Origin of the sequence: Paludibacterium sp. B53371 (assembly GCF_018802765.1) — a bacterium.
In the GTDB taxonomy this organism is placed as follows: domain Bacteria; phylum Pseudomonadota; class Gammaproteobacteria; order Burkholderiales; family Chromobacteriaceae; genus Paludibacterium.
Genome location: NZ_CP069163.1, coordinates 3,199,736 through 3,215,343, shown reverse-complemented (window position 1 = coordinate 3,215,343; position 15,608 = coordinate 3,199,736). Strand labels below are relative to the sequence as shown.

Annotated in this window: 17 protein-coding genes; all 17 read left to right on the top strand. The window is 61.3% G+C overall.

Annotation, left to right across the window (positions count from 1 at the left end):
- Positions 1–2 precede the first annotated feature (2 nt).
- The 17 genes from JNO51_RS15315 to glmS all read left to right on the top strand — a co-directional run bounded on the left by JNO51_RS15315 (position 3) and on the right by glmS (position 15,581).
- Entirely contained in the window at positions 3–377 is a 375-nt protein-coding gene (locus JNO51_RS15315) for a type II secretion system protein (RefSeq protein ID WP_252346244.1), read from the top strand.
- Positions 364–846 carry a type II secretion system protein gene (locus tag JNO51_RS15310; protein ID WP_215778960.1) on the top strand — a complete coding sequence of 161 codons (483 nt, stop codon included), beginning with the start codon at positions 364–366 and terminating at the stop codon, positions 844–846. The genes JNO51_RS15315 and JNO51_RS15310 overlap by 14 nt, the downstream gene beginning before the upstream one ends.
- Before the next feature lie 108 nt (positions 847–954).
- On the top strand, positions 955–2,847 hold the full coding sequence (gene mnmG, locus JNO51_RS15305; protein WP_215778958.1) for a tRNA uridine-5-carboxymethylaminomethyl(34) synthesis enzyme MnmG: 1,893 nt from the start codon (positions 955–957) through the stop codon (positions 2,845–2,847).
- An 87-nt stretch (positions 2,848–2,934) separates the two neighbouring features.
- Positions 2,935–3,561: a 16S rRNA (guanine(527)-N(7))-methyltransferase RsmG gene (gene rsmG / locus JNO51_RS15300; RefSeq protein WP_215782750.1), complete on the top strand. Its 627-nt coding sequence runs from the start codon at positions 2,935–2,937 to the stop codon at positions 3,559–3,561.
- A complete protein-coding gene (locus JNO51_RS15295; protein WP_215778956.1) occupies positions 3,558–4,349 on the top strand; it encodes a ParA family protein in 792 nt (263 codons plus the stop codon). Before rsmG ends, JNO51_RS15295 begins: the two co-directional genes overlap by 4 nt.
- 6 nt (positions 4,350–4,355) lie before the next feature.
- Entirely contained in the window at positions 4,356–5,201 is an 846-nt protein-coding gene (locus tag JNO51_RS15290; protein ID WP_215778953.1) for a ParB/RepB/Spo0J family partition protein, read from the top strand.
- A 90-nt stretch (positions 5,202–5,291) separates the two neighbouring features.
- On the top strand, positions 5,292–5,651 hold the full coding sequence (locus JNO51_RS15285) for an ATP synthase subunit I (protein WP_215778951.1): 360 nt from the start codon (positions 5,292–5,294) through the stop codon (positions 5,649–5,651).
- Positions 5,652–5,666: 15 nt separating this feature from the next.
- Positions 5,667–6,473, top strand: a complete 807-nt coding sequence (atpB, locus tag JNO51_RS15280; RefSeq protein WP_215778949.1) for a F0F1 ATP synthase subunit A — start codon at positions 5,667–5,669, stop codon at positions 6,471–6,473.
- 66 nt (positions 6,474–6,539) lie between these two features.
- On the top strand, positions 6,540–6,827 hold the full coding sequence (gene atpE / locus JNO51_RS15275) for a F0F1 ATP synthase subunit C (protein WP_215778946.1): 288 nt from the start codon (positions 6,540–6,542) through the stop codon (positions 6,825–6,827).
- Between the two features lie 48 nt (positions 6,828–6,875).
- Positions 6,876–7,346, top strand: coding sequence for a F0F1 ATP synthase subunit B (locus JNO51_RS15270; RefSeq protein ID WP_215778944.1), 471 nt, complete (start codon positions 6,876–6,878; stop codon positions 7,344–7,346).
- A 7-nt stretch (positions 7,347–7,353) separates the two neighbouring features.
- Positions 7,354–7,890 carry a F0F1 ATP synthase subunit delta gene (locus JNO51_RS15265; RefSeq protein WP_215778941.1) on the top strand — a complete coding sequence of 179 codons (537 nt, stop codon included), beginning with the start codon at positions 7,354–7,356 and terminating at the stop codon, positions 7,888–7,890.
- Positions 7,891–7,898: 8 nt separating this feature from the next.
- Complete coding sequence (gene atpA / locus JNO51_RS15260) at positions 7,899–9,443, top strand: F0F1 ATP synthase subunit alpha (RefSeq protein ID WP_215778939.1); 1,545 nt, start codon at positions 7,899–7,901, stop codon at positions 9,441–9,443.
- Between the two features lie 46 nt (positions 9,444–9,489).
- Positions 9,490–10,356 (top strand): F0F1 ATP synthase subunit gamma, encoded by an 867-nt coding sequence (atpG, locus tag JNO51_RS15255; RefSeq protein WP_215778937.1) that lies wholly within the window; start codon positions 9,490–9,492, stop codon positions 10,354–10,356.
- A 39-nt stretch (positions 10,357–10,395) separates the two neighbouring features.
- Entirely contained in the window at positions 10,396–11,793 is a 1,398-nt protein-coding gene (gene atpD, locus JNO51_RS15250; protein ID WP_215778935.1) for a F0F1 ATP synthase subunit beta, read from the top strand.
- Positions 11,794–11,804: 11 nt separating this feature from the next.
- Entirely contained in the window at positions 11,805–12,227 is a 423-nt protein-coding gene (locus JNO51_RS15245) for a F0F1 ATP synthase subunit epsilon (RefSeq protein WP_215778933.1), read from the top strand.
- Between the two features lie 102 nt (positions 12,228–12,329).
- A complete protein-coding gene (gene glmU / locus JNO51_RS15240; protein ID WP_215778931.1) occupies positions 12,330–13,694 on the top strand; it encodes a bifunctional UDP-N-acetylglucosamine diphosphorylase/glucosamine-1-phosphate N-acetyltransferase GlmU in 1,365 nt (454 codons plus the stop codon).
- 57 nt (positions 13,695–13,751) lie between these two features.
- Positions 13,752–15,581: a glutamine--fructose-6-phosphate transaminase (isomerizing) gene (gene glmS, locus JNO51_RS15235; protein WP_215778929.1), complete on the top strand. Its 1,830-nt coding sequence runs from the start codon at positions 13,752–13,754 to the stop codon at positions 15,579–15,581.
- Positions 15,582–15,608 lie beyond the last annotated feature (27 nt).

The window sequence follows — 15,608 nt, the reverse complement described above, 5'->3', positions numbered from 1 at the left end:
TGATGAGATCCCGGCGCTTCATGCGCGGCTTTACCCTGATCGAGTTGCTGGTGGTGCTGAGCATCATTGCCTTGCTCACGACACTGGTGACGCCGCGTTATATCAACGAGCAGCAGCGGGCGCGCGAGACGGTGCTGCGCAACAATCTGCAGGCAATGCGCGATGCGCTGGAGCAGTATCGCGCTGATCTGGGCAAGCCGGCGGACACGCTGCAGGCGCTGGTCGAGCATCGTTATCTGCGGAGCTTGCCGAGCGATCCGCTGACGGGACATACCGATGACTGGAAGCTGGACAATGACGAGCAGGGCGGCATTCGTGATGTGCACAGCAGTGCGCCGGGCAAGGCGCTGGACGGGTCCAGTTATGCCAGCTGGTAAGGCTCAGCGCGGCTACGTGCTGCTGGGGCTGCTGGTGGCGCTGATGGTGCTGGGGATGATGCTGCAGTATCGCGTGCATGACCTGTCGGCCGAGATCCAGCGCGAGCATGAGCAGTCCCTGCTGGAGACCGGTGATGCCATCGCCGATGCGCTTGGTCGCTATGCCGCCGATCATCAGGGGCTTTACCCCACCCGACTGGCGCAGCTGGTGGACGATGACAGTGACGGGCTGAAGGTCCGCCATTATCTGCGCCGGTTGTCGCCCGACCCGATGACCGGGTCCGGTGAGTGGGGGCTGCAGCGTGGCCCCGGTGACGGGATTACCGCTGTCTTCAGCCAGTCGACACTGACGCCATTCAAACAGGATGGCTTTGATAGTGACCACGAGGGCTTCAGGCAGAAAAGCAGCTATCAGGAGTGGGTGTTTGCCGCGCGTCAGGTGGTTGCACCAGCACCTGCCTCGCCGTAAAACCGCGTCCGGACTGGACGCGGTCGGTCTGTTGTAAAATCAAAAGCTTAAAATCGGACGGATTTTGACGTAAAATAATACGTTTTAGTTGAATTCCGTGAGCAGGCCATGATTTATCCGACGCGCTTTGACGTGATTGTGGTGGGCGGCGGCCATGCCGGCACCGAGGCAGCCCTTGCCGCGGCGCGCATGGGGCGCCAGACCTTGCTGTTGAGCCACAATATCGAATCGCTGGGCCAGATGTCGTGCAATCCGTCCATCGGCGGCATTGGCAAGGGGCATCTGGTGCGCGAGGTCGATGCGCTGGGCGGTGCCATGGCGCTGGCCACCGACATGGGCGGCATCCAGTTCCGCACCCTGAACGCCTCCAAGGGGCCGGCGGTGCGCGCCACCCGTGCCCAGGCCGATCGCGTGCTGTACAAGGCCGCCATCCGTCACATGCTGGAGAACCAGCCCAATCTGATGTTGTTCCAGCAGCCGGTGGATGACCTGCTGCTGGCCGGGGAACGTGTCATCGGGGTGAAAACCGCGATTGGTGTCGAGTTCCACGGCAGTACCGTAGTGCTGACCGCCGGCACTTTCCTCGCCGGCAAGATCCATGTTGGCCTGTCCAATTACACCGGTGGCCGTGCCGGTGACCAGGCGGCCTCGGTGCTGGGCGAAAAGCTGCGCGAGCTCAGCCTGCCGGTTGGCCGTCTCAAGACCGGTACCCCGCCGCGTATCGATGGCCGCAGCATCGATTTTTCCCGCATGGAAGAACAGCCGGGCGATACGCCCGAGCCGGTGTTCTCGGTGCGCGGCAACCGCGCCATGCACCCGCGTCAGCTGCCGTGCTGGATTACCCACACCACCTTGCAGACCCACGAGATCATCCGCTCCGGTTTTGATCGCAGCCCGATGTTTACCGGGGTGATTGAGGGGGTCGGGCCGCGCTATTGTCCGTCGATTGAAGACAAGATCAACCGCTTCGCCGACAAGGACAGCCACCAGATCTTCCTCGAGCCGGAAGGGCTCGATACCCACGAATACTATCCGAACGGCATTTCGACCAGTCTGCCGTTCGATATCCAGCTGGCCGCGGTGCGCAGCATCCCGGGCATGGAGAATGCCCACATCCTGCGCCCGGGCTACGCCATCGAATATGACTACTTCGATCCGCGCGGGCTGAAGTCCACCTTCGAGACCAAGGCGATTCAGGGTCTGTTCTTCGCCGGGCAGATCAATGGCACCACCGGTTATGAAGAAGCGGCCGCGCAGGGGCTGTTCGCCGGCATGAATGCGGCGCTGCTGGCCAGCGGGCAGGAGGGCTGGTGTCCGCGCCGTGATGAGGCCTATCTCGGTGTGCTGGTGGATGATCTGATCACCAAGGGGGTCAGCGAGCCATATCGCATGTTCACCAGCCGCGCGGAATTCCGTCTGCAGCTGCGCGAGGACAATGCTGACCTGCGTCTGACTGAAGCCGGCCGTCGTTTTGGCCTGGTGGGGGATGCGCAGTGGGAGGCTTTCTGCCGCAAACGTGATGCGGTCGAGGCCGAGAAGGCGCGCCTGAAGGCGACCTGGGTGCATCCGGCGCGCAGTGATCAGGCCGTGTTGACGGCCTTGCTCGGCCGGCCGATCGAGCGCGAGTACAACCTGCAGGATTTGCTCAAGCGGCCGGACGTGACGTATGCCGCCTTGATGACGCTGCCGGAGGCCGGGGGCGGTGTCGATGACGATGTGGTTGCCGAGCAGGTGGAAATTCAGGTCAAATATCAAGGCTATATCGATCGGCAGAACGATGAGCTGGCGCGGCGCGATAATCTGGACCAGGTGCGTCTGCCGGCCGAGCTGGATTATGCGCTGGTGTCGGGGCTGTCGAAGGAAGTTCAGCAGAAGCTCAACAGCCAGCGGCCGGAAACGCTTGGCCAGGCCTCGCGCATCCAGGGGGTCACCCCGGCCGCCGTGGCCTTGTTGATGGTGCATCTGAAGCGTGGCTTTGCCGACAGCAAAAAAACAGCCTGAATGACGGTGATTCAGCCGTTGTTCCCGGCGCAGGGCCTGGTTTGCCTGCGCCATACTGATGACTCGTGATCACGAGGGGTGACCAAAATAAATACAATCAGCGAACTGTCTCTGGGGCTGGAGCATATCGGGCTTGAACTGAGCGCGCGCCAACTGGCCTCGCTCGATGCCTATCTGGCGCTGCTGGCCAAATGGAACCAGACCTATAACCTGACCGCCGTGCGCGAAACCGCGCGCATGGTGAGTTATCACCTGCTCGACAGCCTGACGCTGGTGCCGCATCTGCAGGGCGGAACCCGTCTGCTGGACGTCGGCTCGGGCGGCGGCATGCCCGGTATTCCGGCGGCGATTGCCCGGCCGGATCTGCAGGTGGTGGTGTTGGACGCCAACCACAAAAAGACGACTTTCTTGCGTCAGGCGGCAATCGAGTTGAAACTGCCCAATGTCGAAGTCGTCACCGAGCGCGTCGAGCTGTTCCAGCCGGAGCAGAAGTTCGACCGCATCACCAGCCGGGCTTTCGCCGAGCTGGGCGAATTCGTCAAGCTGACACGCCATTTGCTGGCAGAAGACGGCCAGTTCGTGGCGATGAAGGGGGTCTACCCGTATGAGGAGATCGCCCAATTGCCTGCCGACATCACGGTCAGCGAAGTGGTGCCGGTCAGCGTGCCCGGCCTGGATGCCGAGCGCCATCTGGTGAGAATGGTGAAGCAATGAACAGCCGCATCATCGCGGTCGCCAATCAAAAGGGCGGCGTCGGCAAGACCACCACGGTGGTCAACCTGGCGGCCAGCCTGGCAGAACTCGGACGCCGGGTGCTGATCGTCGACCTCGATCCGCAGGGCAATGCCACCATGGGTAGCGGCATCGCCAAGCAGAATCTCAATCACAGTGTCTACCATGTGCTGCTCGGCCATGCCGATGCCCGCGACGTGCGCCAGCACGCCCGTGAGGGCGGCTACGATGTGTTGCCGGCCAACCGCGATCTGGCCGGTGCCGAGATCGAGCTGGTGCAGGAGCTGGCGCGCGAGCAGCGGCTGAAGAATGCGCTGGCGCAGGTGGACGATCTGTACGACTACATTCTCATCGACTGTCCGCCGTCCCTGAACCTGCTGACGCTCAATGGCCTGGTGGCCGCCGATTCGGTGCTGATTCCGATGGTCTGCGAGTATTACGCGCTCGAAGGCCTGTCCGATCTGGTCGGCACGCTGCGCAAGGTGCGTGCCGCGGTCAATCCGCGCATCGAGATTCTCGGTCTGTTGCGCACCATGTTCGATGCGCGCAGCAATCTGTCGCAACAGGTGGCCGACCAGCTGGCCCAGCATTTCCGCAACAAGGTGTTCGAGACGGTCATCCCGCGCAATATCCGGCTGGCCGAGGCGCCCAGTCACGGCCTGCCCGGTCTGGTCTATGACCGCAATGCCCGCGGCGCCCAGGCCTATTTAACGTTGGCGGGTGAATTGCTCACCCGTCTTGAATCTGAACCCGCACAAGCGACCCACTAAAACATCATGGTCAAACTCAAAGGACTCGGACGCGGCCTCGATGCGCTGCTTTCCGTTGCCGAAACGGCGGAAGATCGCCTGCAGACGCTCGCCATCGATCTGATCCGCCCGGGCAAGTATCAGCCGCGCACGCGCATGAATGAAGAAGCGCTGAATGATCTGGCGGAATCCATCCGTTCGCAGGGTGTCATCCAGCCGGTGGTGGTGCGTGAAATTGGCTTTGGCGAGTATGAGCTGATTGCCGGTGAGCGCCGCTGGCGTGCCGCGCGCATTGCCGGTCTGGCTGAAGTGCCGGCGGTGATCAAGACCGTGCCGGACGAAGCCGCGCTGGCGATGGCGCTGATCGAAAATATCCAGCGTCAGGAGTTGGATGCAATTGAAGAGGCGCAGGGCATCCAGCGGCTGATTAATGAATTTGGCATGAGCCACGAAACGGCAGCCCAGGCCTTAGGACGTTCGCGTAGCGCAGTGTCCAATCTGTTGCGCTTGTTGTCGCTGCCCGAGGTGATTCAATCCCTTTTGCATGAAGGCAAGCTGGAGATGGGGCACGCCCGTGCCTTGCTCACCTTGCCCTTGCCGCGGCAGCTGAAGCTGGCGGAAGAGACGGTGCGGCAAGGCTTGTCGGTGCGCGAAGTCGAGCGCCGTGCCCAGCAGGACGACCGTCCGGCGGCGGTTCGGCCGCCGCAGGACCCGGATGTCAAGCGGCTGTGCGAACAGCTGGCCGAGCATCTGGGCGCCGGGGTGGACATCCGCCACGGAAAGGGCGGAAAGGGCAAAATTACAATTGAATATTCTTCTCTGGCGGCTTTGGAAGGGATATTAGAAAAACTGCAAGTAAAATCAATGGAATGAAGTTTTATTACAAGCAGTTTCGAGCGGCCGCTTGGTTGACTGATGTTTCATGCCAAGCCTATAATCGTGCGATTTTTCGCAAAATCGGACATGAATAATCCAGAAGTAGGGCGGGTGCTAAGCCTGCAGGTCCGGCTGATCCTGGCCGCCGTGGCGGTCAGTGCCATCCTTGGGGGGATGCGCATCGGGGTCATGGTGTCAACGTTGCTGGGGGGATTGTCGGCGTTGATTCCGGCCTGGGTTTACAGCCGGATTGCCTATTCCAGACGTCGCGTGGCGCCCAGCATTCTGATGCGCGCGCATTTCCGCGGCGAGGCAGTCAAGTTCATGCTGACTGTCGTCATGTTCGGCAGCGTGCTGGTGTTTTACAAGAATTTATCCGTAGCCGGCTTGTTCTGCGGATACCTTGCTGCGGTATCCGGCTATTGGTTCGGGCTTCTAATTAAATAAACAGAGAAAAGCGCAATGGCAAGCAACGCATCTGAGTATATCAAGCACCATTTGACGTTCTGGAATTCCGCTGAAGGGTTCTCGAGCGTCCACATCGATACCTTCTCCGTTTCCCTGTTCCTCGGCTTCGTCTTCGCCATCATCATGGCCATGGTGGCACGCAATGCCAAAATGGAGAATCCGGGCCGTCTGCAACTGTTTGTCGAATCGCTGATCGAGATGATCGACACGCAGGTCAAGGACGTGTTTCATGCCAAGAGCAAGCTGGTCGCCCCGCTGGCGCTGACCATCTTCTGCTGGATCTTCCTGATGAACCTGATGGACATGCTGCCGGTCGACCTGGTGCCGATGATCGCTCAGGCGATTGGTCACTACGGCTTCGGTCTCGAGCCCGAGCATGTCTACTTCCGCGTGGTGCCGTCGGCTGACGTCAACGCCACCTTCGCCATGTCGTTGTCGGTGCTGTTCCTGATCTTTGCGTTTTCCATCAAGCACAAGGGTCTGGGCGGCTACGGCAAGGAACTGCTGACTGCGCCGTTCCATGCCTCCGGTGCCCTGGGCACCATCATCCTGGCCCCGATCAACTTTATCTTCCAGTTGATCGAACTGCTGGCCAAGCCGATTTCGCTGTCGTTGCGGTTGTTCGGCAACATGTACGCCGGCGAACTGATCTTCATCCTGATCGCGCTCCTGCCGTGGTGGTGCCAATGGGCTCTGGGGGGCCCGTGGGTCATCTTCCACATCCTGATCATTACGCTGCAGGCGTTCGTGTTCATGATGCTGACTGTCGTGTATCTGAGCCTGGCAGTCGAAAGCCACTGATTTTAGTCGTACAGCTTTAAAAATTTTTCCCAACCATACGTGTTTTAAAAGTTCTAGGAGAATTAAATGGAAGCATTCGTTTCTCAGATTCAGTCGATGACCGCTCTGGCAGCTGCCCTGATCATTGGCCTGGGCGCCCTCGGTACCGCCATCGGCTTCGCCATTCTGGGCGGCAAATTCCTGGAGTCTTCCGCACGTCAACCGGAAATGATCCCGGTTCTGCAAACCAAGCTGTTCATTATCGCTGGTCTGCTTGACGCGGTATCGATGATCGGTGTCGGTGTGGCCCTGCTGTACACCTTCAACAACCCGTTCCTGTCCGCTGCCCTGGCTGCCCTGAAGCACGCCGCCTGATCGGTCTGAAAAACGGTTGTTGTAGATACTCGACTGGAGGAAAACAGGGTGGAATTTAACATCACATTACTGGGTCAGGCGCTGACGTTCGCCGTCTTGGTATGGTTCACCATGAAGTTTGTTTGGCCTCCGCTTACCAACATGATGGATGCCCGCGCCAAGCGCATCGCCGACGGTTTGTCTGCCGCCGAGCGTGGCAAGCAGGATCTGGAAGCCGCCGAAAAGCGCGTCGCCGATGAGCTGAAGAAAGCTCGTCAGCAGGCAACCGAGATCCTGCACGCTGCTGAAAAGCGCGCGCACCAGATCGTCGATGAAGCTGCCGATGCGGCCCGCGCCGAAAGCGCCCGCATCGTGGCCGATGCCAAGACCGAGATTGATCAGGAAGTGATGCGTACCAAGGAAACACTGCGACTGCAAGTGGCCGAACTGGCCGTGGCAGGCGCGCAGCAGATCCTGCGTCGCGAGATCGATCCGGCCAAGCACGCCGATCTGCTTGCCTCCATCAAAGCGGAGTTTTAATACACTCATGGCAGAACTCATTACCGTCGCAAGGCCCTACGCCGAAGCGGTATTCAGCCTGGCCAGCGAGCAGAAGCGCCTTGACGCATGGCTCGAGGCGCTGCAGTGGCTGGCTGCCATGGTGAACAACCCGGACGTGGCCAACGTGGTCACCAACCCGAAACATACCGCACAAGAGGTTGAGGCATTGTTCCTGGGTGTGCTGGGTGACCGTGCCGACGACAGCGTGAAGCGCTTCGTCGAAACGCTCATCGAGAACAGCCGGCTCATGCTGCTGCCGGAAATTGCCAGACAGTACGAAGCGCTCAAGGCCGAAGCCGAAGGCGCCATCGAAGCCCGTGTACAGACCGCCTTCCCGCTGACCGATGCCCAGGCATCCGATCTGGTGGCCAGCCTGTCGAAGCGTTACGGCAAGACCGTGCGCCTCGACGTCAAGGTCGAGCCCGAACTGATCGGTGGTGCCCGTGTCCTGGTCGGCGACGACGTCATTGACGCGTCGGTCCGCGGCAAACTGTACGCCCTGGCGGCAAGCCTCAAGAATTAGGAGAGATCATGCAGTTGAACCCCTCTGAGATCAGCGATCTGATCAAAGCCAAGATCCAGAATCTGTCGGTTGGCGCAGAGACCCGTACCCTGGGTACGGTCATCTCCGTGACCGACGGTATCGTCCGGATCCACGGCCTGGCGGACGTGATGCAGGGCGAAATGCTCGAGTTCCCGGGCAACACCTTTGGCCTCGCCATGAACCTGGAGCGTGACTCCGTAGGCGCCGTAATTCTGGGCGAATACGAGCACATCTCCGAAGGCGACGAAGTCAAGTGTACCGGCCGCATCCTGGAAGTCCCGGTAGGTCGCGAACTGATCGGTCGTGTCGTGAACGCCCTGGGCCAGCCGATTGACGGCAAGGGCCCGATCGGCGCCAGCGAATTCTCGCCGATCGAAAAGATTGCCCCGGGCGTGATTGCCCGTCAGTCCGTGTCGCAGCCGATGCAGACCGGCCTGAAGGCCATCGACTCGATGGTACCGGTTGGCCGTGGTCAGCGTGAGCTGATCATTGGTGACCGCCAGACCGGCAAGACCGCCGTGGCCCTGGATGCCATCATCAACCAGAAAGGTACCGGCGTAGTCTGCATCTACGTGGCGATCGGCCAGAAGGCCTCCTCGATCGCCAACGTGGTACGCAAGCTGGAAGAACACGGCGCACTGGCCCACACCATCGTGGTGGCCGCGACCGCTTCCGAAGCCGCTGCCCTGCAATACATTGCACCGTACTCCGGCTGCACCATGGGCGAATACTTCCGCGACCGCGGCGAAGATGCGCTGATCGTATACGACGACCTGTCCAAGCAGGCCGTTGCCTATCGTCAGATCTCGCTGCTGCTGCGCCGCCCGCCGGGCCGTGAAGCCTACCCTGGCGACGTGTTCTATTTGCACTCCCGCCTGCTGGAACGTGCTTCGCGCATCAACGAAGACGACGTGGCCAAGCGCACCAACGGTGCCGTGACCGGCAAGACCGGCTCGCTGACCGCGCTGCCGATCATCGAAACCCAGGCCGGCGACGTTTCCGCGTTCGTACCGACCAACGTGATTTCGATTACCGACGGCCAGATCTTCCTGGAAACCGACCTCTTCAACGCAGGTATCCGTCCGGCCATCAACGCCGGTATCTCGGTATCTCGCGTCGGTGGTGCGGCCCAGACCAAGGTCATCAAGAAGCTCGGCGGCGGTATCCGTCTGGCCCTGGCCCAGTATCGCGAACTGGCTGCGTTCTCGCAGTTTGCTTCCGACCTGGACGAGGCCACCCGCAAGCAGCTGCTGCATGGTGAAATCGTCACCGAACTGATGAAGCAGAACCAGTACGCCACCCTGTCGACCGCCGAAATGGCGCTGACCCTGTGGGCTGTGAACAAGGGCTACTACGAAGATGTGCCGGTCAAGAAGGCACTGGAATTCGAAGCCGCGTTCCTGGCAGACGTACGCGCCAACCATGGCGACCTGCTGGCCGCAGTGGACCGCACCGGTGAACTGACCGGCGAGCAGGAACAGGTTCTGGTCAAGGCGATGGAATCCTTCAAAGCCGGCTTCAGCTATAACTGACCTTTTGACTGACTCACACTAACGAGACATACGAAAGGTTCAGGATATGGCAGTCGGCAAAGAGATTCTCACCAAGATCCGCAGCGTGCAAAACACGCAGAAGATCACTCGCGCGATGCAGATGGTGTCGACCTCCAAGATGCGCAAGACGCAGGAACGCATGCGCACTGCCCGTCCTTACGCCGAAAAGGTGCGCACCGTCATGGGCCACCTGGCCATGGCCAACATGACCGACGTGCTGCACCCGATGCTGGTGCAGCGCCCGGTCAAGCGTGCCGGGGTGATCCTGATCACCTCCGACAAGGGCCTGTGCGGCGGCCTGAACGTCAACACCCTGAAGCGATTCTTCGCCCAGGTGAAGTCGTTGACCGACGAGGGCATCGAGGTAGACGTGTGCTGCCTGGGACAGAAAGGTCTGGCAGCTTGCCAGCGTGCAGGTCTGAACATCGCGGCCAGCGCCACCCAGCTGGGTGACGTGCCGAAGATGGAACACCTGATCGGTCCCCTGCGTGTGCTGTTCGAGAAATATGCGGCAGGCGAACTGGATGTCATCCACGTGGTGTACTCCAAGTTCATCAACACCATGAAGCAGGAGCCGGTGGACGAGCAGCTGGTCCCGGTCAAGCCGAAGCAGATGGTGGTGGAAAGCGGTCCGTCGTGGGATTACCTCTACGAACCGGATGCACTCGCAGTACTGGAAGTGCTGGTGCGTCGTTACCTGGAATCGGTGGTTTACCAGGCTCTGGCCGAGAACATGGCATCAGAGCAGGCCGCGCGCATGGTCGCGATGAAGGCCGCTACCGACAACGCGGGTAACGCCATCAAGCAACTGCGCCTTGTGTACAACAAGTCGCGCCAGGCAGCGATTACCACCGAACTGTCCGAAATCGTGGCCGGTGCCGCCGCGGTCTGACGCGCGCGCCGTAACAGTTTATAAGTTTAGGAACCGATAATGAGCCAAGGCAAAATCGTACAAATCATTGGCGCCGTCGTCGACGTGGAGTTTCCGCGCGACGCCATGCCAAAGGTTTATGATGCCCTGAAGCTGGTAGACCACGACCTGACCCTGGAAGTCCAGCAACAGCTGGGTGACGGCGTCGTGCGTACCATCGCCATGGGCAGCTCCGACGGTCTGAAGCGTGGACTGGCAGTAACCAACACCGGCGCGGCCATCACCGTACCGGTTGGCAATGCCACCCTGGGCCGCATCATGGACGTACTGGGCAACCCGGTTGACGAAGCCGGTCCGGTTGCTTCCGAAGAAACCCGCGCCATTCACCAGTCCGCACCGAAGTTCGACGAACTGTCGAGCTCGACCGAACTGCTGGAAACCGGCATCAAGGTGATTGACCTGCTGTGCCCGTTCGCCAAGGGCGGTAAGGTCGGTCTGTTCGGCGGTGCCGGTGTGGGCAAGACCGTCAACATGATGGAACTGATCAACAACATCGCCAAGGCACACTCGGGTCTGTCCGTGTTTGCCGGCGTGGGTGAGCGTACCCGTGAGGGCAACGACTTCTACCACGAAATGAAGGACTCCAACGTCCTCGACAAGGTAGCGATGGTGTACGGTCAGATGAACGAGCCGCCGGGCAACCGTCTGCGCGTCGCCCTGACCGGCCTGACCATGGCCGAGTACTTCCGCGACCAGAAGGACGCTTCCGGCAAGGGCCGTGACGTACTGCTGTTCATCGACAACATTTATCGCTACACCCTGGCCGGTACCGAAGTTTCCGCCCTGCTGGGTCGTATGCCGTCCGCCGTGGGCTACCAGCCGACGCTGGCCGAAGAAATGGGTCGACTGCAAGAGCGTATTACCTCGACCCGTACCGGCTCGATCACCTCCATCCAGGCCGTTTACGTGCCTGCCGATGACTTGACCGACCCGTCCCCGGCCACCACCTTCGCCCACCTGGACGCTACCGTGGTGCTGTCGCGTGACATCGCCTCGCTGGGTATCTATCCGGCCGTCGATCCGCTCGACTCCACCTCGCGTCAGCTGGATCCGCTGGTTGTCGGCGAAGAGCACTACACCGTTGCCCGCGGCGTGCAGTCCACCCTGCAACGCTACAAGGAACTGCGTGACATCATCGCGATTCTGGGCATGGACGAACTGTCGCCGGAAGACAAGCTGATCGTGGCTCGCGCCCGTAAGATCCAGCGCTTCCTGTCGCAGCCGTTCCACGTGGCCGAAGTGTTCACCGGCTCCCCGGGCAAGTACGTGTCCCTCAAGGACACCATCAAGGGCTTCAAGGCTATTCTCGCCGGCGAGTACGACCATCTTCCGGAACAGGCATTCTACATGCTGGGTTCCATTGAAGAGGCGGTTGAAAGAGCCAAGACCCTTAACTAAGGAGAGGGCTCATGTCCAAGATGCAGGTAGAAGTGGTCAGCTCCGAACAGCTCATCTTTTCCGGTGAGGCCGAATTTCTGGTCGCGCCGGCACAAGAGGGTGAAATCGGTGTGTACCCGCGCCACATTCCGCTGCTGACCACCATCCGGCCAGGCATTCTTCGCCTGACCGTACCGGGCAGCAAGGAAGAAGTCCTGGTGGCGGTCTCCGGTGGCGTCATGGAAGTGCAGCCGGAAATCGTTACGGTCCTGGCAGATACCGCCATCCGTGGCGAAGACCTCGACGAAGCGCGCGCCAATGAGGCCAAGCGCAACGCCGAAGATGCGCTGAAGAAAGCCAGCGACGACCAGTCGACCGCGCGTGCTCACGCCGCGCTGGCGACGGCCATCGCCGAGCTCAAGGCGCTGGACTACCTTCGCAAGCGTCACCATTAAGACCACTGTCTGACAGAGGTCTAAAAGGAAAAGCACGATTCGTGTATAGTAGGCTGTCCCTCAGGGGGCAGCCTTTTCCTATTTTTTACTCTGAACAATCCTATGCAACGTCCAAGCGTCGTGATTCTCGCTGCCGGCAAAGGCAAGCGCATGTATTCCACCCTGCCCAAAGTCCTGCACCCGATTGCCGGCGAACCGATGCTGGCCCATGTTATCCGCACCGCGCGCGCCCTCAATCCCGAGCGCCTGGTCGTGGTGTATGGCCACGGCGGCGACCAGGTGCGCGCCCGCATCACCGACAGCGACATCCTCTGGGTTGAGCAGACAGAACAACTCGGCACCGGCCACGCCCTCAAGATGGCCCTGCCCGCACTGCCGGACGAAGGCACCACACTCGTGCTGTACGGCGACGTGCCGCTGACCCGACCGGAAACCCTGCACGACCTGCTCAGCGCCGCCGGCGACAGCATGGCGGTCCTGACCGACATCGTCGCCAACCCGGCCGGCTATGGCCGCATTGTGCGCGACCAGGACGGCAGCCCGGTTGCCATTGTCGAAGACAAGGACTGCAACCCGGCCCAGCGCGAGATCAACGAAATCAACACCGGCATCCTGGCCCTGCCCAACCGCTGCCTGGCCGGCTGGCTCGGCCGTCTCGGCAACCAGAATGCCCAGGGCGAGTACTACCTGACCGATGTGCTCGGCATGGCCCACGGCGATGGTCTGAAAGTCGGCAGTGCGGTGGTACCGCACTCCTACGAAGCCGCCGGCGTCAACAACAAGGTCCAGCTGGCCGAACTGGAACGCATCTACCAGGGCAACCGCGCCCTGGCCCTGATGCAGGCCGGCGTCACCCTGCTCGACCCGGCACGCATCGACATTCGCGGCGAGCTGCAGCACGGCATGGATGTCACCATCGACGTCAACTGTGTGTTCGAAGGCCAGGTGACCCTGGGTGACAACGTCCGCATCGGTTCGCACTGTGTGCTGAAGAACGTCACCGTCGCCGCCGGCACCCAGATTGCCCCCTTCAGCGTGCTGGAAGACGCCGTGGTCGGTGCCGACTGCAAGATCGGCCCCTACGCCCGCCTGCGCCCGGGTGCCGAACTGGCCGATCAGGTCCACATCGGCAACTTTGTCGAGGTCAAAAAGAGCCACATTGGCCTTGGCAGCAAGGTCAACCATCTGACCTATATCGGCGACGCCAGCATCGGCAGCAAGGTTAACGTCGGCGCCGGCTGCGTGACCGTCAACTACAATGGCGTAGACAAATTCCGTACCGTGGTTGAGGACAACGTCTTCGTCGGCTCCGGTACCCTGATGGTCGCGCCGGTCACCCTGGAGCAGGGCGCCACCGTCGGCGCCGGCTCGGTGATCACCAAGACCGCCCCGGCTGGTGAACTGACCGTGGCCCGTGCCCGTCAGGTCACCATCCCCGGCTGGCAGCGCCCGAAAAAGAAAAGCTGAATCACGGATAATCGCGCCTTCGACAGCGAAGGACTGTTTGAGCAAGGATAAAGAGACATGTGTGGAATCGTAGGCGCCATCGCCGACCATAACGTTGTGCCCCTGCTGGTTGAAGGGCTGAAGCGCCTGGAATACCGCGGCTACGACTCGGCCGGCATCGCCGTGCTGAGCAACGGTGCCATCGAGCGCGTGCGCCGGGTCGGCCGCGTGGCCGAAATGGAAAATGCCGCGGCCGAACAGCAACTGCAAGGTTTTCTGGGCATTGGCCACACCCGCTGGGCGACGCATGGCGGCGTGACCGAACCCAATGCTCACCCGCATGTGTCGCATGGCCAGATCGCCGTGGTCCATAACGGCATCATCGAAAACCACGAAGCTCAGCGCGAACGCCTCAAGGCCCTGGGTTATGTCTTTGAGTCGCAGACCGACACCGAAGTCATTGCCCACCTGGTGCACCACACCCTGCAACAGACCGGCAATCTGTTCGATGCCGTGCAGCTGGCAGTGCGCGAACTGATCGGCGCCTACGCCATCGGCGTGGTCTCGCTGGCGCAGCCGGACGAACTGGTGTGCGCGCGCATGGGCTGCCCGCTGCTGATCGGCCTGGGCGAAGGCCAAAACTACATCGCCTCCGATGTCTCTGCCATCCTGTCCGCCACCCGGCGCGTGATCTTCATGGAAGACGGCGATCTGGCCCACCTGACCCGCCACAGCGTCAAGGTCATCGATGCTGCCGGTCAGCCGGTCGAACGCAAGATCCACGTCTCCGACGTTTCGCTGTCCTCGCTGGAGCTTGGCCCCTACAGCCACTTCATGCAGAAGGAAATCCACGAACAGCCCAAGGCCCTGTCCGATACCATCGAAGCCGTGCTGGAAACCGGCTTCAGCCCGGCACTGTTCGGCGAACACGCCGCCAGCATCCTCGGCCAGCTTGAAGGCGTCAAAATTCTCGCCTGCGGCACCAGCTACTACGCCGGCCTGACCGCCAAATACTGGATCGAAAGCATTGCCGGCATCCTGTGCGACGTCGAAATCGCCAGCGAATACCGCTACCGCGAAGCCTGGTGCCACCCTAACCACCTGGTGGTCACCATCTCGCAATCCGGCGAAACCCTCGACACCATGGAAGCGCTCAAGTACGCCAAGCAGCTGGGCGCCCGCCATGCCCTGTCGATCTGCAACGTGCAGGAAAGCGCCATTCCCCGTTCCTCCGATCTGGTGTTCTATACCCGTGCCGGCGCCGAAATCGGCGTCGCCTCGACCAAGGCCTTCACCACCCAGCTGGTCGCCCTGTTCACCCTGGCCGTGACCCTGGGCAAACAGCGCGGTCGCGTCGATGCCGCCGCCGAAGCTGCCTATCTGGAAGACCTGCGCCACCTGCCGGGCAGTGTGCAGCATGCCCTCAACCTCGAACCGCAGATCAAGGCATGGTCCGAGCGCTTCGCGCCCAAGAACGACGCCCTGTTCCTCGGCCGCGGCCTGCACTACCCGATCGCCCTTGAAGGCGCGCTCAAGCTCAAGGAAATCTCCTACATCCATGCCGAAGCCTACCCGGCCGGCGAGCTCAAGCACGGCCCGCTGGCCCTGGTCGACCAGAACATGCCAGTGGTGGTGATCGCCCCCAACGACACCTTGCTGGAAAAGGTCAAATCCAATATGCAGGAAGTGCGTGCCCGCGGTGGTGAGCTGTTCGTGTTTGCCGACCTCGACAGTCACTTCAGCGAATCCGAAGGCGTCCACGTCATCCGCACCCCGCGTCACGTCGGCGTGCTGTCCCCGGTGGTGCATGCCATTCCGGTCCAGATGCTCGCCTACCACGTGGCCCTGGCGCGCGGCACCGACGTCGACAAGCCGCGTAACCTGGCCAAGAGCGTGACGGTGGAGTAAGCGCCAGACAGTCATCAAAAAGGGACC